The sequence below is a fragment of the Kovacikia sp. CALU 1929 genome (genome assembly GCF_056784235.1).
In genome coordinates this window covers 89,940-115,130 of the sequence record NZ_JBXBCF010000049.1, presented here as the reverse complement: position 1 = coordinate 115,130, position 25,191 = coordinate 89,940, and the positions used below count along the sequence as shown (strand labels likewise).

Below are 25,191 nucleotides of genomic sequence, written 5' to 3'. Positions count from 1 at the left end.
GCACAACTCAGAAAAATTAGCATTCAGCATTGGAGGACTCAATCAATGAAAGCATCTACACAACTCATTCTGGCAACAGCCCTTCTGGGCATTCTTGGTACAACTGGGCTTGCTCGTACTGTAAATGCAGTTCAATCTCAGCAACCTGTATATGCGCCTACTCATTTTTCAACTCAATTGGCTGAAAAAGTTGATCCAGCCAATGACAACGACAGAGAAGTGCAGGATGAAAAAGTTCCAACTTCTCTCATTCAGGTTGGGGAATACGGTGAAGACATTTATGACTTGGCAAAGGCGAGCAATTGGACAAAAGCAAAAATCAGCCTACTCAATCTGCAAAAGGCTGTAAAGCAGTTAGACACTGAACAAAATATTCTTCGGAGTGAGATTGTTCGGCTAACCTCTCAAGTAAACGTTCTAGAACGTGCGATCGCCACTGAGGATCGTCCAGTTACAATGCATAATGCCAATCAAGTGACTCTAATCGTAGCTCAGATGACCAAACCTTTTGAGCCAAAAATCCCGACTGACATTACCTTATTGGACTACTATGGGCGCGAACTTGAAATTTGGTCAACTCCAGTCAATCCAACAAAACTAGAAAAAACTGTTCAAGAATTGAAGCACACTTGGAAGGCAGTACGTCCAGACATTCTAAGGCGTGGAGGAAGAACCAAGGCTCACCAATTTGATAATTTGGTTGCTCGTGTTAATACAGCGAAATCGCCTGCTGCTTATAGTCATCTAGCAACCCCAATTTTAGATGCCGTAGATCAACTTGAAGTCATTTTCAAGTAAATCGTGTTTCAAGCATTCTTCAGCCCCTCACTCTCATCCTTTGACCAGTGAGGGGAACACAGTGTAGTTCAGCATTTCCTGAATATTGATCGGCAAAAATATCGGAGATTAATTAAATACCTATGCAGGGAGAAACAAGATTTTCATTACACCGCGTTGAATTGATAGCACCACAGTGTTTGGAGGAAACAATGGGATACTTGGGAAAATCTCGCTGGCTGGGGTTGTATTGGGAGCCAGAGCTAAACCAAGTATGCTACATCGATGGAGAAACAGTTAACGCAGGGAACGAAGTCGCGTGGCAATTATTTTGCACTCATCCTGAAGTCAAGTCTGCGCTTCAACCCTATCACTTAGGAAATGACGGTCAACCTATGCAGCATTATCTGCTGCTAGATCGTAGCACCCGTAAACTCTATGTAGGAGAAAGCCATGTCGTAGAGAGTTACTTGAGAGAACCACAAGCTTTAGAATTGCTGGCAGAGATAGATGCACTCGATGGAGGCTCTACCCTTGAAACAATTCAGTCTCCTTGGATAAGTTGGCTGAATCGTCAATCAAAACCTGTTCTCATTGGTGGAGCCTTACTCGTGTTACTGGCACTACCAGCATCTGGGGCAGGCGTTGCTATTCTCATTGATGAGATGGATTGGATAGAAGTTGAATTCCTTGATTGAGAAACAAATTAGAAACAAGCACAAAATCTTTCTAAGTTCTTGACACTTGCTAAATAGGGTTAGTGAAAATTGAGGTAAAAAGTTGTGACCAATCTAAAGCAATCATCTTTTCAACATCGACGTTCAAACGTTACGACTGAAGAGTATCAACTAATCCAGCACTTGCGGGAGCAAAGCCCTGCCCAGAACCCACCTAAGCCCTCTCTAACATCAGGAGAGCGCCTTGCAGATGCAGTTGCAGCAACCGTTGGTTCATGGCGGTTCATTATCATCCAAAGCAGCCTCTTGGCACTTTGGATCATGCTCAACGTCACTGCTTATCTTCACCATTGGGACCCTTATCCCTTCATTCTGCTCAATCTAATGCTGTCTTTTCAAGCTGCCTATACAGCTCCTATTCTTATGATGAGCCAGAATCGTCAATCAGCAACTGATCGCCAAGAAGCGAAACATGATTATGAAGTGAATCTGAAAGCAGAGCTGGAGATTGAATTACTGCACGACAAGATCAATCTATTGCGAGAAGAGGAGATTGTAGAAGTTTTGCAGCTTCTACGATTACAACAGGATCAGCTTGAAGATCTGAAGGCGTTGCTGAATCAGCAAATTCCTCAAAGCGATCATTTGGCAGGGCAAATTGAGGTCAAGGGCTGACTAGACCATACAGTTGCTTTGAAATATCATGATTTTAATCACCTATCCAAAAGCAGCCCTATGCAACGAAATCAACCTCGTAGTCGAGGCTATTTGTCTTCAGATTTTTAACAGCGCGCTTGTACTATTAGACTTGTTAATCAAATCATCAGTCGAACCTCTATGACCTTTTTGGCAAAGCTGAAGCGTCAACTTATTGGTCAATCTCTACCTACAAGCGCCCAAACCTCAGAGCGCGTCACAAATGCAGCAGGATTAGCGATTCTTTCATCAGACGCACTTTCTTCCGTTGCCTATGCGACCGAGGAAACACTAAGAGTTTTAGTACTAGCAGGAAACAGCGTTTTAGGGTTATCAATTCCCATTGCGATCGCAATCACGTCACTTCTCGCGATCGTCACCCTTTCTTACCGTCAAACCATTCGGGCATATCCATCTGGTGGCGGAGCTTATACTGTAGCCCACGAGAACTTAGGGTTATATCCGGGATTAATTGCCGCTGCCGCTTTGATGATTGACTATATTCTCACAGTTACCGTAAGTGTTGCGGCTGGGATCGCTGCCCTCACATCAGCCATTCCCTCTCTTCAGTCTTATACCGTCAAACTCTGTGTCATAAGCATTTTTCTACTGATGATTGCGAATTTACGAGGCTTACGAGAGGCAGGCAAGCTGTTTATGCTTCCAACCTATGCCTTCGTTCTGAGTATCCTTCTACTAATGGTAGTCGGATTTGTTCAACCTGCTTCGGGAGTAACCCCATCCGTCTATCCTGCGCTTCCGGTTCAAGAGTCCTTTAGTCTATTTCTGTTATTCAGAGCCTTCGCGTCTGGTTGTACAGCAATGACAGGTGTAGAAGCAATTTCTAACGGTGTGATGGTGTTTAAACCGCCTGAGTGGAAGAATGCTCGATTAACTATGCTCTACATGAGCGGAATCTTAGGTGCAATGTTTCTGGGAATCACTTACCTTGCTCATCAGTACCGAATTTTACCGACCTCAGATCAAACTGTTCTGTCATTACTAGGTCGCCAAGTTTTCGGAAACAGTCCGCTCTATTACTTTTTGCAAGCTACGACGCTTTTAATCTTATTGCTGGCTGCCAATACCAGTTATTCAGACTTCCCACGCTTATCTTCATTGCTGGCAAAAGATTCATTTTTGCCGCGCCAACTGATGTTGTTGGGCGATCGCCTCGTCTTCTCGAATGGGATTATTTTACTAAGTGTATTAGCCGCGTTTTTAATTATAGCGTTCAGAGGGAATGTCAATGCAATTATCCCCTTGTATGCCGTGGGAGTCTTCACCTCTTTCACACTGTCTCAAGCAGGTATGGTGCGTCATTGGTTCAGAGAACGGACTCCAGGATGGGAAGTAAGTGCAGTGATTAATGGGATTGGTGCGATCGCAACTTTGATTGTGCTTTCCGTGATTGTTATAACCAAGTTTGCATTCGGTGCCTGGTTAATTGTAATTGCAATTCCACTCATCGTTGTTTTGTTCATCGCGATTCGACGACATTATCACTATATTGCACGTTGCCTCGGCATAGAAAATGCTGAACCAAAAGTGTATGCGCCTCGACCTCAGTTGGGTGCTGTGACTCATCCAGCGATCGTACTAATCGGGCAATTGCACAAAGGAACTGTCGAAGCTCTGGATTATGCTCGCACGATCGCCGATGAAATTGTTGCTGTTCACGTTGACATTGGCTACACCAATCAGATGCAACTACAATTTCAATGGCAACAGCTTGAATCTGATATCCCGTTGGTGATCTTAAATTCTCCCTACCGCTCTATCATTGAACCCTTAACAAATTTCGTTAGCGATTATGAAGCACGACACCCAGGCATTTTTTCAACTGTGATCATTCCTACTTTTGTCACTCGACATTGGTGGGAAAACTTGCTGCATAATCAAAGTGCCTACTTTCTAAGAGCAGCACTGCGCGATCGTAGAAGCCGGGTCGTGACAATGGTGCGATACTATTTTTAGCTCATCAACAAGTTGCTCAAAACATGGTGGACCAACGTCAAATCACTCGTTACTTAGAGAATTGGCAAGACGAAATCAATAGTGCCTACCTATATCGTGTTCTTGCCGAAGCAGAAACTCAACCTGCTTTGGCAGAGGTCTACCGTCGTCTCGCACAAACAGAGGAAGACCATGCTCAATTTTGGCAAGAAAAATTGCTCCAAATCAACTATCCCGTTCCTCGACGAAGAATTACTTGGAGAACTAAGGTTCTGGCACAACTCGCGAAGTGGCTTGGTTCCCAATTCGTTCTACCAACAATCAACGCAATGGAACAGGTAGACAGCCATACTTACCATCAGCAATCTGACACTCACGATACCCCCCTCCCCAATCAAGAGCGGTCTCATGCGCGACTACTCAGTGCGATCACTCGTATCTCGGATGCTGGAATGGAAGGCAGTAGCGTTGCACAGATGGAAGGTCGCCATCGCGCTACCAGCGGTAACACACTACGAGCCGCTGTTTTAGGCGCAAACGATGGACTATTGTCTAATCTGAGTTTAGTCATGGGTGTGGCAGGAGCAAATTCTTCGGAACAAGCGATTTTACTTACTGGATTTGCTGGGTTACTGGCAGGTGCTTGCTCAATGGCGTTGGGAGAATGGCTCTCTGTCCAGAGTTCTCGCGAACTGTATGAGCGGCAAATTCGGATTGAACGGCAAGAGCTAGAAGAAGCACCAGCAGAAGAGGAAGAGGAACTTGCGCTAATTTATGAAGCAAAGGGATTACCTACAGCCCAAGCACGGACTTTAGCAGCTCGAATCATGCAGAATCAAGCAATGGCACTGAACACTCTCTCACGCGAGGAATTAGGAATAGATCCTAGTGAGTTAGGTGGATCTGCATGGATCGCGGCAATGACTTCGTTTGTTCTGTTCGCGATCGGAGCAATTATTCCCATCATCCCGTTTCTGTTTTTGCAGGGCACGATCGCGCTGTGGGCAACTTTATTACTTAGTGGTTTAGCATTGTTTCTCATCGGTGCAGGTATCACGCTATTAACTGGACGTAGTGTTTTATTTTCAGGTATTCGCCAAGTTTTGTTTGGGTTGGTTGCGGCTGGTATTACCTTTGGTACTGGACGCTTCCTAGGAGTTTCACTGGGTGGATAAATGCCAAATTCTATGCCAGTAAATGATATTTTTCTTGAGCCAATCGATACAGAGAGTGCCACACAACAAGACATTCTCCACCAATGCTTGATGCACAATTACAAAACTAGAAAGGTTTGCTCCAATTTAGCTATTGCTACAAACTCTCTGTCAATTCTCAGGCATCAGCTTACTGCCTAATCTTTTCGAGTTCTTGACGATCGCTCCCTATAGTCAAACGTAACTTAGAAACTTTCAAGCTTTTCTAGTTAGACATACATTTGCACTACTCTGAGCTTGCAAATGAGCCGGATGCTATTGAAAATATTTCCAGGAGAAGTACCGTGGAACAGACTTTAGATAAAGTTCCGAAGGCATTGACTAGAGTTCCAGAAGTTACCGTTTACTTCTGGATTATCAAGGTTTTGGCAACAACAGTCGGCGAAACAGCAGCAGATTATTTGTCAACAACGCTGAACCTTGGCTTAACCGTTACAGCATACCTTATGAGTAGTTTGTTGCTGCTTGCACTGCTAAACCAATTTAGACTCAAACGGTATGTTCCAGCAAATTACTGGCTTGTAGTTGTTTTGGTTAGCGTCGTTGGCACCTTAATTTCTGACAAGTTAGTAGACGATCTTGGAGTCAGCTTGGTAACAACCACAATTGTCTTTAGCACCATCTTGATAACAGTTTTTACCACTTGGTACTTACGTGAAAGAACACTAGCAATGCACTCCATTCGCACTGCTAAAAGAGAGCTATTTTACTGGGCAGCTATTCTGTTTACCTTTGCTTTAGGCACGTCAGCAGGAGACCTTCTAGCCGAAGCAGCAGGACTGGGTTATGCACCATCCGCATTGGTGTTTAGTGCTTTAATTGCAGCCGTTGCCATTGGCTACTACTATTTCCGCTTAAACGAAGTGCTAGCATTTTGGCTAGCCTACATTCTAACCCGTCCTCTAGGAGCATCCACAGGCGACTTCCTGTCGCAACCTACAGCAAAAGGAGGACTCGACTTTGGCACAGTTGGAACCAGTATGCTTTTCCTCTCCATCATCGTGAGCCTGATTGTTTACTTGACCTTGAGCCGAAAAGACACAGCTAAACGCTAATTCGGCAACGCTTGGTTTTAGAATTTGTCAATATGGTTGTAGCATTGTGGCAATGATAGAAGAGTGTTTGTGAAATTTTCTCGACTGGTCGTGGTGTGTCTTGGTGTGCTAGTGGTGTTGGGCACTAGCAGTTACTGGTATGTGTTTGTTGCAGGCGCACCCCAGTTTGACGCACCTCAAGCTGAGAAAAATACAGGCTTACAATTTCAAGTAGAAGCCTTCAATAGTCAGGCAATGCAATCAGCTCGAAACTATGGCTTGATTTTGCCACCTGGCTACCACCAACATCCGGAGAAACGTTATCCAGTAATTGTTCTACTTCATGGTGGACACGGAAGTGAACGAGATTATCAGGATAAAGCCCTACTAACCTCTGTACTCCATGATTTGTACCAGGAAGGAAAGCTTCCACCCTCGATCGTGATTACCCCAGATGGGAATGACCAGCGAGGGAGTAGCCCCTTTTGGGACCCTGACTATTACGACGGAGCTAATGGCAAGGTTGGTACTTTAATTGGTTCAGAACTGGTCAAGGTGGTGAAATCGCGTTACCGCGCGTTTGATGATCCAGCACTTTGGGCGATCGGTGGATTGTCATCGGGAGGGTGGGGTGCCCTAAACATTGGCTTACACCACGTCAATCACTTTAATATCATGTTTAGCCACAGTGGTTACTTCACCAGCAAAAGTGGTTTAAATAATAGTCCGCTTGATCTTGTGCAGCAACTCCCTGTAGTAATGCAAAAACAACTACGGATTTATCTAGATGCTGGACAACAAGATGGAGAGTTTTTAGCTTCATCCCAAGAATTCCATCAACGCTTAAATCAGTTAGGAATTACTAATCAATTTAACGAGTTTCCCGGTGGCCATGGCATTATTGGCAGTGATACAGGTTGGAATTACTGGCACAAACATTTGTCTAATTCGTTGAGCTACGTCGGTCAGCAGTTTAAAACAACGTTGAGTCAACCAAGCGAATCTTACACTTCAATACCAAACCGTTCTAAAACTAACTTCAATCCGGGAACCTGTTAATGTTGACACGTCGAACTAGAATTGGACTTTGGGCTACTGTTTTACTCACAGCAGCAGTTGGTATTGTTAATTTATTATCGGCAGTCACTCCTAGCGTGCCAGAACGGGTAGAAATATTGCGAGAAATCTTTCCCTTCTCCATCCGAGCAAGTGGACATTTATTCGCGGCACTCAGCGGCTTTATTCTGTTAGTACTTGCTGCCTATTTACTACGCCGTAAGCGCATTGCCTGGTTGATCACAATTGGTTTGCTGGTTGTCTCCATCTTCAGTAACCTGATCAAAGGATTAGACTACGAAGAGGGAATCCTTTCAGCCCTACTGCTCACTCAGCTTCTGTTGATGCGGCATGTCTTTACTGCTCGATCCGATCGCCCATCCATTGCTCAAGGAGTACGTGTTTTACTAGCAGCACTGATCTTCACTCTGGCATACGGGACAGCAGGCTTTTACATCTTAGATGGACATTTCAATGTCGATGGTAAGCCTGTCAATTTTGGTTTTACCCAGTCGATTCTCCAAACGCTGGCAATGTTCTTCACAGAAGATAATGCTGGACTGGAACCTCAGGGACGGTTTGCCACGTTTTTTGCCGATTCTATCTACATAGTGGGTGCTGTAACGCTTGCCGTTGCTCTATTCATGCTGCTGCGTCCAGTATTGTTACGAGGTGACCCAGCAACTGCTGCCGCTAGACAACATGCTAGAGAGATTATTGACCAACATGGACAAACCTCCCTGGCACGATTGTCCTTATTGAAGGATAAAGCTTATTACTTCAGCCCGTCCAATCAAACCGTTGTGGCGTATGTGGCAAAGGGGCGTGCTGCGATCGCACTTGGTGATCCGATTGGTCCAATCGCAGATCGGCAAGAAACAATTATTAGCTTTCAACAGTTTTGCAATCGCAACGATTGGTTTGCCGCATTTTACGAAATTTCACCCTCTCAACTTGATTTATACCACTCACTAGGATTCCAATTCTTACAAGTTGGAGAAGAGGCGATCGTCGATCTCAAGACATTTTCGCTGAAAGGAAAATCAAATCAGAACCTTAGAACTGCCCTCAATAAATTAAGCAAATCAGGTTATGTTATTCAAGTACATCAGCCGCCGATTTCCGACGAATTACTGCAACAGCTAAAACCCATTAGTAATGAATGGCTTAAAGACAAGCAGGGCGCGGAAAAGCAGTTTTCCATCGGTTGGTTTGATACTGAATACTTACGAGAATGTTTGATTGGTGCTATGTATAACCCAGAAAGAGAAGCAGTCGCATTTATTAGTATGATGTCGGGTTATCATCAATCAGAAGTCACCGTTGATTTAATGCGCTATCGAAGTAATCTTCCCAATGGCACAATGGAATGTCTTTTTGTATCAGTTTTACAATGTCTACAGCAGCAGGGATGGGAGCGATTTAACTTTAGTCTTTCCCCATTAGCAGGAGTGGGGGAAGCTCCCAATTCTAAACGAGCGGAAAAGGCGTTGCATTATTTATCTAATCACTTAAATCAATTCTACAATTTTCAGGGATTACACAACTTTAAGGAAAAATTCCATCCTCGATGGGAACCCCGCTATCTTGCCTATCCAGGTTGGGCAACGTTACCCGATGTTGTGGTTGGGTTGGTCCGGGCAGATTCGGGCGATCGCTTGCTTGACTATCTGAAACCAGGCACCTGATCAAATTAATCCTGCAATGATGTTGATGCTCATTGCCAGGATTGTTGTATTGAAGAAGAATGACAGAATGCCATGCAGGAGTGCTAGTCTTCTCAACGGCATAGAAGAAATGGCAACATCCGATACCTGACTGGTCATACCAATGACAAACGAGAAATAGAGAAAGTCCCAGTAATCAGGTTGGCGATCCTCTGGAAATTCCAACCCTGCTGCAATCTCAGTCAAGTCTCTACCGTCCCCATAATAACCATGTGCATAGTGCAAGGCAAATATCGTATGCACTAACAACCAGGAACCAACAATAGTCGATGCTGCAATGGCAACATAAAAAATCAAAGTCAATTGAGGCGCTCCTTTGGCACTGTTGAGCATAAAGCCGATCGCCAACAAACTGACACAGGCTGCCGTTGTAATCAGACTGAGGATTATCACTCTTCTCGGATCTTGCTGCTGGGCAGTTTGCCGCATCGACTTGGGGGTTGCTTTTAACATAACCGTCCAGGTGAGTGCCAAAAAACAAACCATCCAGGCATCCCAAGCGCAGAGGATACGTGCAGCTAGATGCATCCAAGGTGGTAGAAGAATAAAAACAAAAACTCCAACCCCGATCGCAACCAACAACCGAGTTCGGGCATTGAGACCAGTCATCAAAATCGCACTCCTTCCAGAAGCTCACTATCTCCACAGTAAGTACATAATCAAATGATGGCTTCTACCAGCATCGGTATCATCCTCCGGGTGAGCGCAATCTCGACAACTTCAAGCCAAGTGAATAAGTGCTACTGAAAAGCGTTTTGTTAGTGCAGAGTGAATGCTTGACTGCACACAACATATCCCAATCGAATTTCTCAAATTGCCATCCCAGTTAGGCTAACGCACAAGATTCCTAGTACAACCAGTGTAATTGCTACATAAAGATAGTCTCGCTGTTTCCAAAATGCGATCGCTGAAAAAGTAACCCGTGCAATCGGAGTCGCAATTAATAGCAACAAACCCAGTTGAATGAGTGCTCGTCGTTTGAGCATCAAGGCATCTGAGACAACACCTGTGGGAGATCGTAAGCTCAGCGGTTCACCTCGAAAAACATGATAGTCCGGAGTCATGTTGCCGTAACGAAATAAGTACAGAACACCACCCAATGCAACAACTCCAGCCGCCAATAGCACTCCAAATCGGAGCAGGTTCCCAACGGTTTGCTCGATCCGTTCATCACTCCATGTTTGAGTCCGTCTACGCATTTCACAACCTGCCAGTTAAGCCATTGAAAATCATCTGAATTGCCAAAATAAAAATAACCACACTAAAGACCTTACGGAGCAGTTGCGGTCTAGTGTAAACCAGCGTTCGCGCCCCCAACAGCGACCCTGCCAACACACCTAACATTACAGGCATCGACAAACCAGGATCAATATAACCTCGACTTAAATAGACACCTGCACCCGCTGCGGCTGTCACCCCAATCATAAAGTTGCTGGTGGTAGTTGATACCTTAAATGGAAGCTGCATGACTTGATCCATCGCCAAGACTTTAACGGCTCCTGAGCCAATGCCCAGCAAGCCAGATAAGGTTCCTGCGGTGAACATCAAGCTAAATCCCAGGGGAACACGTTGTACATGATAGGATTGTGATCCTTCAGGTGTGGGATAGGTGCCATCCAGCCGTAGGCGAGTTGCGATCGGATCAGGTTGGACATCAAGTGGATGATCATGATGGCGTTTGTTAGAGAGATAGGCAGAATACAGCAAGACAACACCAAAGATTACTGCTATGACTGATGTGGATAGTTTAGCTGCCAGAAATGCACCCACTAAAGCACCAATCGTTGTTGCCACTTCCAAAAACATCCCAATTCGGATATTGGTGTAGCCTTCTTTGACGTAAGCAGCAGCGGCTCCTGAAGAGGTCGCAATCACCGAAATTAGAGAAGCGCCGATCGCATAACGAATATCTACTCCAAAAACGAGAGTCAGTAACGGCACCAGGACAACACCGCCCCCTAGTCCAGTCAGAGCACCTAGAAAACCTGCCCCAATTGAACCCAGAGCAAGCAATACTGTAAGTCCGAAAACAGTTAACTGTGGCATCACCCTGGTCAATTCATTAAACTTGCCAACATACTCTCAGAACTGGACTGAAATGTCTATTCAGAAAAGCTTTATTCCCTAGTAAACAGAACACTTTAAACTTAATAAGATATTAAACACACATTAACCTCAGCCTCATACTTTAGGCATATTCGGTTTAGTTCTTGGCTGGCTTAAACACCAAGGGAATACGAATCATGACCATTGTTCCAACTCCAACATTGCTCTCCACAAAAATTTCCCCTTGATGTAGATCCAAACATTTTCTTACCACTGCTAATCCCAGTCCGGTTCCAGAAATCATTCCGACATTACTAGCACGATGAAAGGGTTCATACAAATTCTGTTGAGTTTCTACTGGAATACCAATTCCCTGATCTCTGATTTCAAAAATAATTACTTGGGACGTGCAATCTAACTTAAACTGAATAATGCCTCCTTCGGGTGAATACTTAATTGCATTCGATAGTAAATTACTGAAAATTGAATATAGTAACTTCTCATCTAAACAAGCAGGAGGGCAATACTTTAGGCTAATAAATTCTATACGGTGGCTTGGCTCACTTAAAATTTTGAGATCTTCAATTAAGTTTAGACAAAACGATTCCACATCCATCAATTTTGGAGAAACCTCTAGTTTTCCAGCATCTGCTCTAGTAATGGTAAGCAGATCTGTGAGCAACTGATTCATGTTACGAGCAGCAGATTGAATACGTTCCAAGTTATTCCTCTTTTGTTCTGATAGCCAGTTATAATCATTTCCCGTCGTGAGTAATTGTGCCGAACCCAAAATAAGGCTTAAAGGAGTCCGAAATTCATGAGACACCATTGAAAAAAAGCGTACCTTCAGTTCGCTAAGTTCCTTTTCTTGAGCCAAAGTACGCTGATATGATTCCGCCTGCTGACGCTTTATATCCGCTTGTTGGCGTTTTATCATTTGTCGATGAAGTAACCCAACCGTCCCCACAAGAATGGAAAAACTTAAAATCGTGCTGGAGATTTCAGTCAAAATTTGGTAGTGCGTGTTCTTCTGAACCTGTTTGATCCACTGCTGCAACCGATCCGTTTCACTGGTTTGCATTTCATCAATCATCTGCTGAATTTCAGTGCGAAACTGTTGGCTCTGATTTCGTAAAGTGTCAGATGTTAAAACTGGTGCTTGATTTTGTTGGTCTGAACGAAGAGGCTGATCCAGACTAGAGCGCCATTGGGTGACTAAAGACTCCAGTACCGTCAATCTTTGTTGTTGCGCTGGATCATCCAGCTTCTCCAAGCGCAACTGATGGATATGGCTGTCAAGGGTTTGGATAGCCATGTTGTAATCATTTAAATCTTCCTTTTCTTTAAATTGAAGATAGTTTCGACGTTCTGTGTCTGCACTGAGCATTGTGGCAACAATATCAGTCAAGCCAATCAGCACCATGCGAGTATGTTCTACCCTATGGGTATTTCTCATTAGCTGGGTCGTATTTTGATAGGAGATGAAGCTAGAAAATCCAGTCAGCAACATTGCTAGACCAAAAGCTCCGGTCATCCATTTTGCTTCGCTCGATAGTTTCATAAATTTCTCACTCGTTACGATAAAGCACTGTTGGTCATGGTTTGAGTTATCGTTGCGCTAAGATAGCTGTCGGCTGATGATGAAAACTCTCGGCATGAATTAGGAGTAGCGGGTAATGCGTATTTTAGTCGTAGAGGACGATCTCCGGTTAGCCGCAATGCTGCAAGAGGCACTCACGGCTTGTCAGTATGTAGTGGATGCAGCTCAGGATGGAGAAGATGCTTGGGAATGGGTACAAACGGCAGATTATGACTTGATTGTGCTAGATGTAACCTTACCGAAGCTGAATGGCATCAGCTTTTGCCAACGATTGCGATCGCAGAACACCAAGCTGCCTGTACTCATGTTAACCGCACGCGATATGCTCTCTGACAAGATAACAGGGTTAGATGCAGGGGCAGATGACTACATGGTCAAGCCCTTTGAAATGCCTGAGTTAATGGCACGGGTACGGGCACTTTTACGGCGGGGGAGTGCCATAGAAACTCCCGGTATGAGTTGGGGCAACCTGTGTCTAAATGCAAATACCCATGAGGCTGTCTATGTTAATCAGCCACTACTGCTCACCCCCAAAGAATTTATTTTATTAGAACTACTGATTGCAAATGGTCGGCGAGTCTTGAGTCGATCAGGAATTATTGAGCGACTCTGGTCACTGGAAGACTCCCCTACTGAGGAAACGGTGCGATCTCATATTCGCGGCTTACGGCAGAAACTCAAAGAGGCTGGAGCACCTGAAAATTTGATCGAAACTGTACATGGTGTTGGATACCGGCTCAAACAGATTTAGTTACGCCTAAAAATCGTTCCTTCAACGACAAAGAAGAATCTGCACAATTCCTGCACACGTTCTGTCAAGAATCTCAATTCCCACTCGTTAATCTAAATGGGTAAGTGTTCAAGACATTCGTTTCATCACCAGGTTTCCAATCAATGAAATGTGCAACCCGGATCTCTACTTCAGTTTTGAACACTGAGATCATTGCAGAAGCAATAATTTAGGAGGAATTATGTCAAAGATTTTGGTGATTGAAGACAACAGCAATATGCAGAGTTTACTCTGCGAATTCATAGAAGCATTTGGCTATCAAACTGAGTGCGCTTGCAATGGCAAAGCAGGACTAGAAGCTGTTCGACAGTCTAATCCTGATTTAGTCCTCACGGATGTCAATATGCCAGGGATGGATGGCTATGCCTTCCTAGAGGTGCTTCGAGAAGATGTAAACACTGCCAAAATTCCAGTTATTTTTCTCACGGCTGAACCCAATGTGCCTCTTCAACTCAAAAGCAAACAATTAAATGTGGATGATTGTTTGAGCAAGCCTGTAAATTCCGCTAAGTTAATACACTCAATTCAGCAACAACTTGCTAGACAGCAGTCTCCAGTGACCAACAAAGCTGAGATTGTAGCGTGTTCCTTGTCATAGAGGATGTGAGTACTTAGTCCTTAATCAGCAGGGGTTAAGTACTCGCCCTAACCTGATTTAATTGCTCAATCAAGTTTAGAGGTACAACAAAGATGACTACTACCGTGCAACATGACGCAGTTAGCGATTTAGAACTGAGTTCTTCAGTGAGTTCTGCGATCGCACAATCAACTCAACCAGTCTATGCCTTTCTTGCTATTCAGAGTGGTGTTCAATCAGAGCTTGATACGGATGAAATGGATCGGCAATTCCTTTATCTGCATCAACTGGGGTTGGCTCTGGCAAAGCAAGGATGTCAAGTAGATTTATTTACTCGCCAAGAATATCCCAATCAACCTCAAGTTATAGAACATCAACCAGGATATCGAGTCATTCGGCTAACTGCGGGTCCTGTAAAGCGGGTTCCTTACCATCAGGCACTAGAATATCTTCCCGCCTTTGTGGATGCCTGGTTAGATTTTCAGCATCGATCAAGTCGAAATTATGTGCTATTTCAAACTAGTGACTGGCTCTCTGGCTGGGTGGGGCTGCAACTACGAAATCGGTTGCAGTTGCCGCTCGTGCATACTAGCTATGCGCTCAGCGCTTTGAAATATTTGTGGCAGGAAACCGCCCACACTATGTCCATTCGCCACAGTATAGAGCAGTCGTGTTTAGAGAAAGCCGACTGCATTGTCGCGACTAGTCCTCTAGATGTCGTAGAGTTACACCAGACAATAAACTCTTGTGGACAAATCAAAGTGGTTCCCCACGGTGTCGATACTCAACATTTTGGTTCACGCTCACGGGTTGCCGCTCGCCATCAGTTAGGCATCTCGTTAGAGGAACGCTTGATTCTTCATGTGGGGCAGTTTGGTTTGCTTCAGGGGGTTGATACTCTGATAGAAGCTTGCGCTCTTTTACCAAAGCCTTTTCAGGTCTACCTGGTTAGCAACAGCAATGAAGATACGGCTGATGTTGGGGAGCAGGAGTTTATCAAAACTCTAGTCAAGCAAATGGACCTGGAGGACCAAGTTGTCTTCGTTGAAACAGTACCGCGATCGCAGTTACCCACCTACTATGCGGCAGCGAATGTGTGCGTGATACCCAATTATCATGGAGCATCGGGTTTGGTCGCATTGGAATCGATGGCAGCGGGAACCCCGGTAATTGCAAGTGAGATTGGGGAACTGCGCTACGTAGTAAGACATGGTCATACTGGACTATTAGTGCCTCCTTTCAACCCAGACGTTCTATCAACCGCCATTTGGGACGCGATCGCGAATCCCACCCGTTGGTGTATTTATGGGCTGGCAGGCGAGCATTGGGTCAGGTCACGCTTCAGCTATACTGCTGTATCGATCCAAATGCATGACCTCTATCGTTCTGTCGCACTCGCAGAAAAACTAAAAGTGGCTCAGAATCACATTTCAATCGGCATTAGGTAAGCACTCCAGCTAACGTTCTTGTTAGAGCGGGCTACAAAATTATTGTGATTGAGTTGCCAAGATTATTTGAAGCCCCTCAGCAGGAGCGTTAGACCACCTCCGTTCATATGGCTAAACCGATGAATTCACAGAGATGTCATCAAGGAGTTTATCTCATCATGAAATTCAGAATCAACCTGATTACAATCATTCTATTGGCTGGAATTTTCACCCTGAACACGTCAGTACAGCCCGTATCTGCCGATCCATCAACGTCTGAAGAGCAAAGTGCTGAAGTGCGTGATGTGGACGAAAATTCAAAGTCTGAAGAAGCAACTTTAGGAAGAGGGAGCGATCGCTCTACTTCACCAGTTGACGATAAACTTTCAACACTCAAGCAGATGGCAGGCTCTGCCAAAACTATCTATAGCTTTGTAAAAGCAGGCAACTGGGCAGAAGCAAACAAGCATCTAGAAAGTGTTATGAACTTTCTGCCAACTCAACAAACCGTCTAAGCATAAGAATGGCAAAGGCAACCAGATGTAAGCCAACCAGCGTTTCCTGTAATCGTTCATAGTCTCTTGCCAACCGTCTGAATCGACCAGTCCAAGCAAAACTTCGCTCCACTACCCACCGACGCGGTAGGAGTACGAATCCCTTCTTCGCCTCCGGGAGCTTGACCACTTCCAATTGAATTCCCTCTGCTGCTGCATCCTGAGCCGCTTGTTCTCCGCTATACCCTTGGTCCACAAAGGCAATTTCAACCGTCTCCCCAGTCATGTCTTGCACCTGTTGCGCGAGTTCTTGTACTTGTGCTCGGTCTTGTTCATTCGCTGGAGTCACAACGAGTCCCAACAAGTATCCCAATGTATCAACAGCAATGTGAACTTTACTCCCTTTTTTACGCTTACCACCGTCATATCCACCCCGTCCACCACTCTCAGGAGTAGACTGCAAGGTGCGACTATCGAGAATGACTGCGGACGGTTGCTCATTGCGTCCGACTGCTAACCTCAGTAGCTCTCTCAAATCATCAACGATGGCTTCAAATACCCCTGCGTTGAACCATCGTTGGGTCTGTTGATAAGACAGCAGCCCAAGGCGGCAAATCATGGGGCATCAAGCGCCAAGCACTGCCTGAGCGAATCACCCATCGTAGTCCATTGAACACTTCTCGTAGACTATGTTCTCGTTGCGGAGCTTCTTCCGTCATCAAAGTTAGGTATGGAGCGACAAATGCCCATTCTCCATCGCTTACATCTGTAGGATATGGCTTTCGATTCATACTCCTACTGTAACGAAACCTGAAAGTTCATAACACGCTCTAGCATCAATCCAGACAATGACTCAATCTCTTAAGGTCAATTCTGAGATCAGTAAAATAGAACTTGCTAAGTTCGATTCACTGATCACGCCTTTAGAAAACCTGATTATTGCAAGGCAGAACTCAGCAATGGATACGGCTAATCAATTAGCAATGATTGCAACTCAATTAGCAATATCGTCTGAACCTCAAATACCTAAAGAGGTTGCAATGCTGGACTACTATAGTCGAGAACTGGAAATTTGGTCAGAGCGTAGCAATCCAACTAAGTTGAAAGCAGTTGCTGATCAGATTCAACAAACATGGGCAACCTTACGCCCTGAAGTTCAAACTCATGCTGCTCTCAGTCAAGTTCAAAAGTTTGATGACACTCTCTTTGCCCTCGTTCAGACCGCTACTTCACCAACCGAATATAGCCTCCTTGCCACTCCTCTTTTAGCTGAGGTGAACAATCTCCAACACCTGTTTCAACTTTCAGTGTAGAACTCTGGCACCCCCGTCCCCAGCAACTGATTGTTGGGGACTACTCGCTTTTATGTCACAACACTTCAACAGATAACGGCAAAAAGGATGAAAGTTCACGACCCTATCATATTTTCGCGATGAGAATGACATAATACCCTCTTAGACTAACAATGATCGAAAAGGATTTAATAATCACCTGTTAACAGAAGCCAAGCAATGCCAAATTTTTCTGGGGTTATTTACTCTTTTCAAGTTCTTGACTTTTGTTGTCTATAGTCTAACTAAATACTAAGTCTAATAATCGCTTCAAGATCTTGAATGGCTTAGGCTTAAACACTGGAGAACAATTCTATGAAAACCGAGAATCACGAATCTCAAAATGGACTTCAATTCAGTACACTTGAGTTTGATTCAACGCCCCAACAGAACCGTAAAAGCAAACGGTTTTTCCAAAAGAAGCTATTGACTTCCATCAGTCTAGTTGTGTTAGGTGCTGGAGGTGTGGTGGCTGCGAATTATTGGGTAACGGGAAATCCTCCCTTTTCTACGCCTCAGCAACCAGCTTTGACATCCGTTCCAGGTAATTCAGCACTTATCAGTCCACCATCGTCAACTTCTTCCAATTTCATCACACAGGTTGTAGATAAAGCAGGACCAGCGGTTGTTCGTATCGACTCAACCCAAACGGTTAATAACCCAATTCCAGATGTATTCAACGATCCTTCTTTTCGTCAATTTTTCGGTGCTGAAATTCCAATGCCGCCCTCAAAGGAAATCGTGCGAGGGATTGGCTCAGGCTTCATTATCAACTCTAATGGAGAAGTTTTAACGAATGCCCATGTCGTCAATGGAGCCGATACTGTAACAGTGACCCTTAAAGATGGACGGACGTTTAAAGGAAAAGTGGTAGGAACTGATCCCGTCACTGATGTGGCAGTCGTTAAAATCCAGGCAGACAACTTACCGACCATCTCATTGGGTAACTCCAACCAACTGAAACCAGGTGAATGGGCGATCGCAATCGGTAATCCCCTTGGTTTGGACAACACAGTGACATCTGGAATTATCAGCGCTACAGGTCGCTCTAGCGGTGATGTAGGTGTTCCAAACGAGCGGGTTAGTTTTATTCAAACAGATGCCGCAATCAATCCTGGTAACTCTGGTGGTCCTCTATTAAATGCTCAGGGACAAGTCATTGGGATGAACACTGCAATTATCCAGGGTGCTCAGGGATTGGGTTTTGCGATTCCCATCAGCACAGCCAAGACGATCGCAAATCAGCTAATTGCGAATGGCAAAGTCGAACATCCCTACCTGGGAATTCAAATGGTGGCATTGACACCTGATGTTCAAAAGCAGATTAATAATGATCCAAACAGTAATCTGACGGTCGATCGCAGCCAGGGTATACTTGTTGCCAAAGTCATAACAGATTCTCCAGCCGCAACAGCAGGATTACGCACTGGGGATGTGATTGACAAAATCAACGGACAAGTTATGAAGGATGCCAATTCAGTGCAACAAATTGTGGAGCAAAGCAAAGTCGGTAATGATTTGCAAGTCAGCCTATATCGCGGCAATCAACCCTTGTCATTGATAGTCAAAACAGCCTCAATGCCTGCACCTCAACCACAACTCAGTCAATCTCCCTAACTTTGACACTGACCTGACAGGATTAATAGCTGGGTCTAACTTTAGTGTGGCTAACAATCGCAAACATTCAGCTTTCACTTTTGGGCGATTGCGAAAACCATCGAGTCTGTTCATTGTATAAGCGAGATCGCCGTTATCGTTAACTCATTTCCAGATCAGGTCAGCCAGAGCGCGTCCTGCCCAGACTGTGCTTAAACCGAGTATGATTTGTGCTCCAATGTTGACCAATGCTAGGAAATTTAAGCCACTGCGGAACAGATTTAGGGTTTCATTGCCGAAGGTTGAAAACGTGGTGAATCCGCCTAAGAAGCCGATGAACACGAATGCTCGCATTTCAATAGATAGGATGCCGCGTGTATCTACTAGATGCGCTAACAACCCGATGAAGAAACAGCCCACAAGATTAACCGTCAGGGTACTATAGGGAAAACCCGTGCTACGGGTAATTTGTTGCACATAGCTACTGACCCAATAGCGGCAAACAGAGCCGATAAAACCACCGATTCCAATCCAAACTAACTTGTCCATGACTTGATTTCTGTGACACTACCTCTATCTTCCGTCAGATGGGTTAACTCAGGATTTTCGTTGTTGTGGTTAGCGAAAAATTCTTTTTTGCTAGCTCACTGTGAGCAATGATCCGCTTTAGTTTAGGGATGCCATTAGAGTTTTCTGGAAATAAGCCCGAAAACCCTTGAGAGCTTTATCCAGCAAGCATTCTAGCGATTTTCGTCAAAAATGGCTGTATCCCCTTCATAGCAAGGTTTTCAGCCATTTTTCTTATTATTACCCGACAAGTCTAATGGAAAGGGACTGGGAGAGATTTTCAAAAGAACTATCTGATACCCTATGCAAGTGATTAGATCTGAGATAAGGCTTTTATGCTGCTTGACATCTTTCCTGCTTCACTTGGTTTTCAATTCACTTCTCCCGGGCCTTTTTTCATCCAGTGGGGCGGACTGCAACTTCGTTGGTATGGACTATTAATTGCCTCAGCGGTGCTTATTGGGGTGAGCTTATCGCGCTATTTGGCAAAATTGCGGGGAATTAAGCCCGACCTCATTGATACACTTGTCATTTGGCTGGTGATTACAGCGATTCCATCTGCCCGTCTTTACTATGTGCTATTTCAGTGGCAGGACTATGCCCAACACCCTGACCAAATTCTGCAAATATGGCGGGGTGGAATTGCGATTCACGGAGCCGTGTTAGGTGGATTGGTTGCGGCTCTAATTTTTGCAAAGCTCAAACAGATTTCCTTTTGGCAGTTGGCTGATCTGGTTGCACCCTCGTTGATTTTAGGACAGGCGATCGGTCGGTGGGGCAATTTTTTCAATTCAGAGGCTTTTGGTCGTCCAACAGATTTGCCCTGGAAGCTTTATATCCCGCCTGAGCACCGTCTACCTGGGTACGAACAATTCAGCTATTTTCATCCCACTTTTCTTTACGAATCACTGTGGAACATCATGGTGTTTGTAATTCTCATGGTGCTGTTCCTTCGAGCATTAGAGCCGAAGCCAAGCGTGAAAGTTGGCACAATATTTTTGGTGTATTTAGTGGGTTACAGTTTGGGACGCTTTTGGATTGAGGGATTACGCACGGATAGTTTAATGCTAGGACCGTTGCGAATTGCCCAAGTTGTCAGTCTGGCTGGCATTGGACTGGGTTTGGCAGGATTGGGGTGGCTATATTGGCGCGATCGCCCATTACCAGATGTGGTTATCACTAATCAACATATCGATCACTAATCAGCGCGTAGATTACTGGAACGACAAGTAAACTGAGCAAAGTAGAGGTGATTAATCCACCAATAATCGAGATCGCCATTGGTGCACGTAGCTCAGATCCAGCACCTAGCCCTAAGGCGATCGGCATCATTCCCAAAATCATGGCGGTGGTTGTCATCAAAATGGGACGCAGGCGAATAGGTGCCGCTTGTAAAATCGCCTCTATACAAGATAATCCAGTGTGACGCAGTTGGTTAGTGTAGTCTACTAGTAAAATGGCATTTTTGTTGGTCAATCCCAGCAGAAAAACAATGCCAATCACAGAAATAATGCCAAACTCACTGCGAGTTAGCAAGGTTGCCACCAACGCTCCGACGAGCGCAAGCGGCAGTGAAAACACAATCACCAGGGGATCGGTTTTGCTGCGAAACAGTAGTCCTAGCACCAGCAAAATACACACCATAGATAACCCTAGCGTTACCCCAAAACTGTCAAACACTTCTGCCATTTTGGCAGAATCTCCACCTAGCTTCACTGAGACGGTTGCAGGTTTAAGACTGTTGGCGATTTCGACCACCTGATCGGTTGCGGCTCCCAGTGCAAACCCTTGTTCCAGATCAGCATTGATATAAATAACTGGCTGGGAGTTGAGACGGCTCAGTTCCAGCATTCTGCCGTTTTTACTAGCTACACCCGAAATCATGACATCGCTAAATCCTGCCAGACCGCTCAACCTCTGTCTAACCACCTCTGCGGTTTGCTGAAGTACTTTTGAATCATTCCCAACCAGTGCCACTTGAAGCGGTTTCTCGCCGGGTGCAGCAATAATGGGAAGATCTTCGATATTGATAGCGACTTGGGGAATGGTTGGACGCTGGCGGCGGAACTGATCTTGTAAGGCGGAGGTGCTAGTGATGCGATCAGGTCGGAGGGTCACATAGAGCGTTCCTTTATTAGGCTGACCATCTTGCCCAATAGTTGTGAATACCGACTGAACCTCCGGCGATTGGAATGCAAATGCTTCCAATGTTTTTGCGACGGCTAAAGACTCTTTCAAGGGATTGATTGGCAAAGCAGTTAAAGTCGTTGAATCCACGTCAGAAGTTGCTGCACCTGAAACCAAGTTTGAATCTGATAAAGGGATGGTATAGGTAATTGTGAATTCACCATGATCAATTCTAGGAATAAACCCTTTTGGGACAAAGGGAATCAATGCTATCCCAGCAATAAAACTGATTAGCGCGACACCGACTACAATCGCTCGATGCTTCAACGCCCAACCCAGCAACCACTGATAAACTGGAAGAATATTAAAACCAAAACCCTGGAGCGAATGACTTGACGTTGAACGCAGCCAGTGAGCCGCGAGGAGTGGGGAAAGCGTCCGCGCTACTAGGAGTGAGATAATGACTGCCGCAGAAACCGTAATTCCAAAGGGGCGAAAAAACTGCCCTAAAACACCTTGGATGAACCCAACGGGTAAAAACACAGCCACGATCGCGAAGGTGGCAGCAGTCACAGTTAGTCCAATTTCATCTGTTGCATTGATTGCGGCTTGCTTAGGCGGCTCTCCTGCTTCAATATGACGCGCAATATTCTCCACATCCACGATCGCATCATCGACAATAATGCCAACCACGAGCGCCAGTGCCAGTAGTGTAATCGTCTCTAGGCGGAACCCACAGGTCGCCATGACAATAAAGGTGCCTAGCAACGAGGTGGGAATGGCTAACGCAGAAATTAACGTCGCTTTCCAGTTCCACAAGAACGAGAAGATTACTAGTACTGATAGAGCGATCGCTAAACCTAATGCTTCGAGAGTTGCTTGGGTGGATTCACGAATGAACTTGGCTTGAGTCGCAGCTAAATTGAATCGCACATCGGGTTGTTCCGTCTGCAATTGTTGCACCACCGTTTCCACCGCTTGAACAACTTCCAGTGCATTGGCATCCTTACGTTTAATTACCTCCACTGCTAGCCCATCTTGACGATCGAGCCGCACAGCGGAGGTTCCGGGTGATTGCACGATCGCTTTTGCAGTACTCTGAGGGGTTGAAGAATTTACCACTGTTCCCGTAGGTGCCCCTAGCAGCTTGACCTGAAGCACACCTGGAACGTGAGCGATCTCAGGGACAATTTTAGACTGAGCAATTTCTACTAGTTGTGGCAATGTATGATTTGAACTTTTGATGGCGTAGCTGATCACCGATGATTCATTCAGATCAATAGATGTGACTTGATACGTGGCTCCAGAAGGTAACACAGCTTGTTTAAGAACCGTTTTCACCTGATTTGCAGACTGTTCCAGGCTAGTTCCAACCGCAAAAGACAGCCGCAAAATCGTCTGCCCCGGATAGGTTGAGGACTTCATATCTTCAAGTCCCTGATTTTTCAGCACCTGGAGATCTTGCTCAATGGGTTGAGTTAACTTCATAATCGTGTCCGGTGCGCTTGTCGGTGGAACCGTCGCATTCACAACAACAACCGGAAAAGTAACATCAGGAAACAATGCATACTTGAGAGAACTAAACGCCAGTAGCCCCGCAATCATGACAGCAATCCAGAAGCCAAATGTAAACCAGGGATATTGAATTGCTAGTCGCGATAGGTTAAAACGCACTCGCAAGGATTGGCGAGAAGTAAGGTGAACCATTAGATACCTTGAAACATACACGAGCTTGGCGTATATAAAATGCAGCCAGCAGTAACTTGAAAAGAGTCCAAGTTAGACATCTAACGATAGAACAAGAAAGTCAAGAACTGGGAAAGACCGAACAATCGTTACATCTCACATCATACTCCATCGAGTATCTTTCCCAGTTCTTGACATTTAGCCGCTAAAATCCCCTCGACTTGACATAAATGAAATTTCCAACCAATGGTTCCTGTTAGTGTCTAATTCATCTAAATCAGTTACTCAAAGTGTGTTTCTCAGTATCTCTAGCCAACTGGCTTACAAATCGCTTATGAGGACTTTAGAATGCACAAAATCGTTGTCATTGAAGGCAACCCTTTCTTCCGCCTGATGATTTCTGATTTGCTTACAATAAAAGGGCATGATGTTACGACAGCAAAAGATGGTTTGCAAGGCTTACAGATTGCGAAGGAACTTCATCCTGACTTGATTATTTGCGGCGTTAATATGCTCCAACTGAATGAACACGAAATTTTAAGGCAATTGAGAGAAGATGGTACGACATCCGATATCCCTTTTGCTTTCCTAACAGTTGAATCTTTTTTGGATAGTTTTTCATGGTAAAGGCTCTTCGGAAAGTTCCTCGAAATGTCTGGATGCTGGGATTTGTGAGCCTGTTCACAGATGTCAGTTCTGAGATGATCCACTCGGTGCTGCCCTCATTCCTGGTATCGGTCTTAGGAACCAGTTTAGTCACCGTTGGGTTAATTGAGGGAATCGCAGAGGCAACCGCTTCAGTCGTGAAAGTATTCTCAGGAGTATTGAGCGACTACTGGGGAAATCGTAAGGGATTGGCGATCGCAGGCTATGGACTGTCTACTTGTGTTAAGCCACTATTTGCCCTAGCAACCAGTCCAGAATAGGTGTTACTGGCTCGCTTTGGCGATCGCACGGGCAAAGGCATTCGTGTAGCCCCTCGTGATGCGCTCGTTGCCGACGTAACCAATCCCACGAATAGAGGAGCAGCTTATGGATTGCGCCAGTCGCTTGATACGATCGGCGCACTTCTGGGTCCGCTCATCGCATTTGTGCTGCTCACCCAGTTTGCCCAGAATTTTCGATTGGTGTTTTGGGTGGCAGTGCTTCCAGGAATAGTAGCTGTTTGCTTACTGGTGCTTGGAATCAGAGAGCCACAGTCAAACATGAGTCATCAGCCAACTAACCCTTTGCAATGGTCAACGTTACAGAGTCTGGGGAAAGGCTATTGGATTTTGGTGGCAACGGCACTCCTTTACAACTTAGGGAATTCCAGCGATGCTTTTCTGTTACTGCGAGCACAGCAAATTGGTATTCCGATTCCACATGTGCCACTGATGTTAGTTGTTATGAACTTGACTTATTCACTCTCCGCTTACCCGCTAGGTATTTTGTCAGATCGAGTTGGACGGCAGAAACTATTCCTTTGTAGCCTGACACTCTATGCTCTGATTTATTTAGGTTTTGCTGTTGCTCAAGCTCCCTGGCACATTTGGGGATTATTTGGTTTGTATGGGGTACAGTCAGGGATGAGTCAGGGATTGTTGTTGGCATTAGTCGCGGACGAAGTTCCATCACATCTTCGAGGAACAGCATTTGGGTTTCTGAACTTGGCAACAGGCATTGCTTTGCTACCTGCTAGCCTACTCGCCGGTCTTTTGTGGCAAGCGATTTATCCAGGTGCCGCCTTTTGGGCTGGAAGTTTTTTTGCAGTGGCTGCGATCGCCCTGCTGCTCTTTTTTTATAGGTGGGAGAGACCATAACATCATTGTGT

The 25,191-nt window shown here is 45.1% G+C and carries 24 protein-coding genes and 1 pseudogene; 18 read left to right on the top strand and 7 right to left on the bottom strand.

Translation table 11 applies throughout. From position 1 onward, the window contains the following. Positions 1 to 45: 45 nt before the first annotated feature. The 8 genes from AC1S52_RS04270 to AC1S52_RS04235 all read left to right on the top strand — a co-directional run bounded on the left by AC1S52_RS04270 (position 46) and on the right by AC1S52_RS04235 (position 9,098). Positions 46 to 798: a hypothetical protein gene (locus AC1S52_RS04270; protein ID WP_482027798.1), complete on the top strand. Its 753-nt coding sequence runs from the start codon at positions 46 to 48 to the stop codon at positions 796 to 798. Between the two features lie 122 nt (positions 799 to 920). Continuing rightward, positions 921 to 1,475, top strand: a complete 555-nt coding sequence (locus tag AC1S52_RS04265; RefSeq protein WP_482027797.1) for a hypothetical protein — start codon at positions 921 to 923, stop codon at positions 1,473 to 1,475. A gap of 84 nt (positions 1,476 to 1,559) precedes the next feature. Next, on the top strand, positions 1,560 to 2,129 hold the full coding sequence (locus tag AC1S52_RS04260) for a DUF1003 domain-containing protein (protein ID WP_482027796.1): 570 nt from the start codon (positions 1,560 to 1,562) through the stop codon (positions 2,127 to 2,129). Between the two features lie 162 nt (positions 2,130 to 2,291). After that, a complete protein-coding gene (locus AC1S52_RS04255) occupies positions 2,292 to 4,127 on the top strand; it encodes an APC family permease (RefSeq protein WP_482027795.1) in 1,836 nt (611 codons plus the stop codon). A 23-nt stretch (positions 4,128 to 4,150) separates the two neighbouring features. Further along, on the top strand, positions 4,151 to 5,281 hold the full coding sequence (locus AC1S52_RS04250; RefSeq protein ID WP_482027794.1) for a VIT1/CCC1 transporter family protein: 1,131 nt from the start codon (positions 4,151 to 4,153) through the stop codon (positions 5,279 to 5,281). A gap of 323 nt (positions 5,282 to 5,604) precedes the next feature. Further along, complete coding sequence (locus tag AC1S52_RS04245; protein WP_482027793.1) at positions 5,605 to 6,375, top strand: COG4705 family protein; 771 nt, start codon at positions 5,605 to 5,607, stop codon at positions 6,373 to 6,375. Positions 6,376 to 6,444: 69 nt separating this feature from the next. Continuing rightward, positions 6,445 to 7,413, top strand: coding sequence for an alpha/beta hydrolase (locus tag AC1S52_RS04240; RefSeq protein WP_482027792.1), 969 nt, complete (start codon positions 6,445 to 6,447; stop codon positions 7,411 to 7,413). Next, positions 7,413 to 9,098 (top strand): phosphatidylglycerol lysyltransferase domain-containing protein, encoded by a 1,686-nt coding sequence (locus AC1S52_RS04235; RefSeq protein WP_482027791.1) that lies wholly within the window; start codon positions 7,413 to 7,415, stop codon positions 9,096 to 9,098. Before AC1S52_RS04240 ends, AC1S52_RS04235 begins: the two co-directional genes overlap by 1 nt. Here the strand turns inward: AC1S52_RS04235 and AC1S52_RS04230 are convergent, their stop codons facing one another. The 4 genes from AC1S52_RS04230 to AC1S52_RS04215 all read right to left on the bottom strand — a co-directional run bounded on the left by AC1S52_RS04230 (position 9,099) and on the right by AC1S52_RS04215 (position 12,744). Continuing rightward, positions 9,099 to 9,746 (bottom strand): DUF1345 domain-containing protein, encoded by a 648-nt coding sequence (locus AC1S52_RS04230; RefSeq protein ID WP_482027790.1) that lies wholly within the window; start codon positions 9,744 to 9,746, stop codon positions 9,099 to 9,101. It lies immediately after the preceding gene. A 200-nt stretch (positions 9,747 to 9,946) separates the two neighbouring features. Further along, positions 9,947 to 10,336: a DUF1634 domain-containing protein gene (locus AC1S52_RS04225; RefSeq protein ID WP_482027789.1), complete on the bottom strand. Its 390-nt coding sequence runs from the start codon at positions 10,334 to 10,336 to the stop codon at positions 9,947 to 9,949. A gap of 1 nt (position 10,337) precedes the next feature. Further along, positions 10,338 to 11,183: a sulfite exporter TauE/SafE family protein gene (locus AC1S52_RS04220; protein WP_482027788.1), complete on the bottom strand. Its 846-nt coding sequence runs from the start codon at positions 11,181 to 11,183 to the stop codon at positions 10,338 to 10,340. A 157-nt stretch (positions 11,184 to 11,340) separates the two neighbouring features. After that, entirely contained in the window at positions 11,341 to 12,744 is a 1,404-nt protein-coding gene (locus AC1S52_RS04215) for a sensor histidine kinase (protein WP_482027787.1), read from the bottom strand. Positions 12,745 to 12,859: 115 nt separating this feature from the next. On the opposite strand from AC1S52_RS04215, the gene AC1S52_RS04210 reads away from it, so the two are divergent. The 4 genes from AC1S52_RS04210 to AC1S52_RS04195 all read left to right on the top strand — a co-directional run bounded on the left by AC1S52_RS04210 (position 12,860) and on the right by AC1S52_RS04195 (position 16,092). After that, complete coding sequence (locus AC1S52_RS04210) at positions 12,860 to 13,534, top strand: response regulator transcription factor (RefSeq protein WP_482027786.1); 675 nt, start codon at positions 12,860 to 12,862, stop codon at positions 13,532 to 13,534. Positions 13,535 to 13,754: 220 nt separating this feature from the next. Continuing rightward, entirely contained in the window at positions 13,755 to 14,171 is a 417-nt protein-coding gene (locus tag AC1S52_RS04205) for a response regulator (protein ID WP_482027785.1), read from the top strand. A 92-nt stretch (positions 14,172 to 14,263) separates the two neighbouring features. Next, on the top strand, positions 14,264 to 15,598 hold the full coding sequence (locus AC1S52_RS04200; RefSeq protein WP_482027784.1) for a glycosyltransferase: 1,335 nt from the start codon (positions 14,264 to 14,266) through the stop codon (positions 15,596 to 15,598). 158 nt (positions 15,599 to 15,756) lie between these two features. Beyond that, on the top strand, positions 15,757 to 16,092 hold the full coding sequence (locus AC1S52_RS04195; protein ID WP_482027783.1) for a hypothetical protein: 336 nt from the start codon (positions 15,757 to 15,759) through the stop codon (positions 16,090 to 16,092). Here AC1S52_RS04195 and AC1S52_RS04190 read toward each other — a convergent pair. Continuing rightward, positions 16,058 to 16,862 (bottom strand): annotated as a pseudogene (locus AC1S52_RS04190) (IS5 family transposase). The gene AC1S52_RS04195 and the pseudogene AC1S52_RS04190 overlap by 35 nt on opposite strands. A gap of 57 nt (positions 16,863 to 16,919) precedes the next feature. Between AC1S52_RS04190 and AC1S52_RS04185 the strand changes: the two are divergent. Both AC1S52_RS04185 and AC1S52_RS04180 read left to right on the top strand, forming a co-directional pair. Then, positions 16,920 to 17,384: a hypothetical protein gene (locus AC1S52_RS04185; protein ID WP_482027782.1), complete on the top strand. Its 465-nt coding sequence runs from the start codon at positions 16,920 to 16,922 to the stop codon at positions 17,382 to 17,384. 333 nt (positions 17,385 to 17,717) lie between these two features. Then, positions 17,718 to 19,019: an HhoA/HhoB/HtrA family serine endopeptidase gene (locus tag AC1S52_RS04180; RefSeq protein ID WP_482027781.1), complete on the top strand. Its 1,302-nt coding sequence runs from the start codon at positions 17,718 to 17,720 to the stop codon at positions 19,017 to 19,019. Positions 19,020 to 19,163: 144 nt separating this feature from the next. Here the strand turns inward: AC1S52_RS04180 and crcB are convergent, their stop codons facing one another. Beyond that, positions 19,164 to 19,547 (bottom strand): fluoride efflux transporter CrcB, encoded by a 384-nt coding sequence (gene crcB / locus AC1S52_RS04175; protein ID WP_482027780.1) that lies wholly within the window; start codon positions 19,545 to 19,547, stop codon positions 19,164 to 19,166. A 353-nt stretch (positions 19,548 to 19,900) separates the two neighbouring features. Between crcB and lgt the strand changes: the two genes are divergently transcribed. Continuing rightward, complete coding sequence (gene lgt, locus AC1S52_RS04170) at positions 19,901 to 20,767, top strand: prolipoprotein diacylglyceryl transferase (protein WP_482027779.1); 867 nt, start codon at positions 19,901 to 19,903, stop codon at positions 20,765 to 20,767. On the opposite strand, the gene AC1S52_RS04165 is transcribed toward lgt, so the two are convergent. After that, positions 20,745 to 23,399 carry an efflux RND transporter permease subunit gene (locus tag AC1S52_RS04165; protein WP_482027778.1) on the bottom strand — a complete coding sequence of 885 codons (2,655 nt, stop codon included), beginning with the start codon at positions 23,397 to 23,399 and terminating at the stop codon, positions 20,745 to 20,747. The genes lgt and AC1S52_RS04165 overlap by 23 nt on opposite strands. A gap of 327 nt (positions 23,400 to 23,726) precedes the next feature. On the opposite strand from AC1S52_RS04165, the gene AC1S52_RS04160 reads away from it, so the two are divergent. The 3 genes from AC1S52_RS04160 to AC1S52_RS04150 are packed head-to-tail and all read left to right on the top strand — an operon-like array spanning position 23,727 to position 25,180. Next, positions 23,727 to 24,005 (top strand): response regulator, encoded by a 279-nt coding sequence (locus AC1S52_RS04160; RefSeq protein ID WP_482027777.1) that lies wholly within the window; start codon positions 23,727 to 23,729, stop codon positions 24,003 to 24,005. Continuing rightward, positions 23,999 to 24,304 carry a hypothetical protein gene (locus tag AC1S52_RS04155; protein WP_482027776.1) on the top strand — a complete coding sequence of 102 codons (306 nt, stop codon included), beginning with the start codon at positions 23,999 to 24,001 and terminating at the stop codon, positions 24,302 to 24,304. The genes AC1S52_RS04160 and AC1S52_RS04155 overlap by 7 nt, the downstream gene beginning before the upstream one ends. Then, a complete protein-coding gene (locus tag AC1S52_RS04150) occupies positions 24,305 to 25,180 on the top strand; it encodes an MFS transporter (RefSeq protein ID WP_482027775.1) in 876 nt (291 codons plus the stop codon). Positions 25,181 to 25,191: the final 11 nt, after the last annotated feature.

Excerpts from the sequence above, each read along its gene's own strand:
- AC1S52_RS04165 (WP_482027778.1), bottom strand. The coding sequence starts at position 23,399 with ATGGTTCACCTTACTTCTCGCCAATCCTTGCGAGTGCGTTTTAACCTA.
- AC1S52_RS04225 (WP_482027789.1), bottom strand. The coding sequence starts at position 10,336 with ATGCGTAGACGGACTCAAACATGGAGTGATGAACGGATCGAGCAAACC.
- AC1S52_RS04160 (WP_482027777.1), top strand. The coding sequence starts at position 23,727 with ATGCACAAAATCGTTGTCATTGAAGGCAACCCTTTCTTCCGCCTGATG.
- AC1S52_RS04235 (WP_482027791.1), top strand. The coding sequence starts at position 7,413 with ATGTTGACACGTCGAACTAGAATTGGACTTTGGGCTACTGTTTTACTC.
- AC1S52_RS04180 (WP_482027781.1), top strand. The coding sequence starts at position 17,718 with ATGAAAACCGAGAATCACGAATCTCAAAATGGACTTCAATTCAGTACA.
- AC1S52_RS04270 (WP_482027798.1), top strand. The coding sequence starts at position 46 with ATGAAAGCATCTACACAACTCATTCTGGCAACAGCCCTTCTGGGCATT.
- AC1S52_RS04195 (WP_482027783.1), top strand. The coding sequence starts at position 15,757 with ATGAAATTCAGAATCAACCTGATTACAATCATTCTATTGGCTGGAATT.
- AC1S52_RS04220 (WP_482027788.1), bottom strand. The coding sequence starts at position 11,183 with ATGCCACAGTTAACTGTTTTCGGACTTACAGTATTGCTTGCTCTGGGT.
- AC1S52_RS04265 (WP_482027797.1), top strand. The coding sequence starts at position 921 with ATGCAGGGAGAAACAAGATTTTCATTACACCGCGTTGAATTGATAGCA.
- AC1S52_RS04255 (WP_482027795.1), top strand. The coding sequence starts at position 2,292 with ATGACCTTTTTGGCAAAGCTGAAGCGTCAACTTATTGGTCAATCTCTA.
- crcB (WP_482027780.1), bottom strand. The coding sequence starts at position 19,547 with ATGGACAAGTTAGTTTGGATTGGAATCGGTGGTTTTATCGGCTCTGTT.
- AC1S52_RS04250 (WP_482027794.1), top strand. The coding sequence starts at position 4,151 with ATGGTGGACCAACGTCAAATCACTCGTTACTTAGAGAATTGGCAAGAC.
- AC1S52_RS04230 (WP_482027790.1), bottom strand. The coding sequence starts at position 9,746 with ATGACTGGTCTCAATGCCCGAACTCGGTTGTTGGTTGCGATCGGGGTT.
- AC1S52_RS04200 (WP_482027784.1), top strand. The coding sequence starts at position 14,264 with ATGACTACTACCGTGCAACATGACGCAGTTAGCGATTTAGAACTGAGT.
- AC1S52_RS04155 (WP_482027776.1), top strand. The coding sequence starts at position 23,999 with ATGGTAAAGGCTCTTCGGAAAGTTCCTCGAAATGTCTGGATGCTGGGA.
- lgt (WP_482027779.1), top strand. The coding sequence starts at position 19,901 with ATGCTGCTTGACATCTTTCCTGCTTCACTTGGTTTTCAATTCACTTCT.
- AC1S52_RS04215 (WP_482027787.1), bottom strand. The coding sequence starts at position 12,744 with ATGAAACTATCGAGCGAAGCAAAATGGATGACCGGAGCTTTTGGTCTA.
- AC1S52_RS04185 (WP_482027782.1), top strand. The coding sequence starts at position 16,920 with ATGACTCAATCTCTTAAGGTCAATTCTGAGATCAGTAAAATAGAACTT.
- AC1S52_RS04210 (WP_482027786.1), top strand. The coding sequence starts at position 12,860 with ATGCGTATTTTAGTCGTAGAGGACGATCTCCGGTTAGCCGCAATGCTG.
- AC1S52_RS04205 (WP_482027785.1), top strand. The coding sequence starts at position 13,755 with ATGTCAAAGATTTTGGTGATTGAAGACAACAGCAATATGCAGAGTTTA.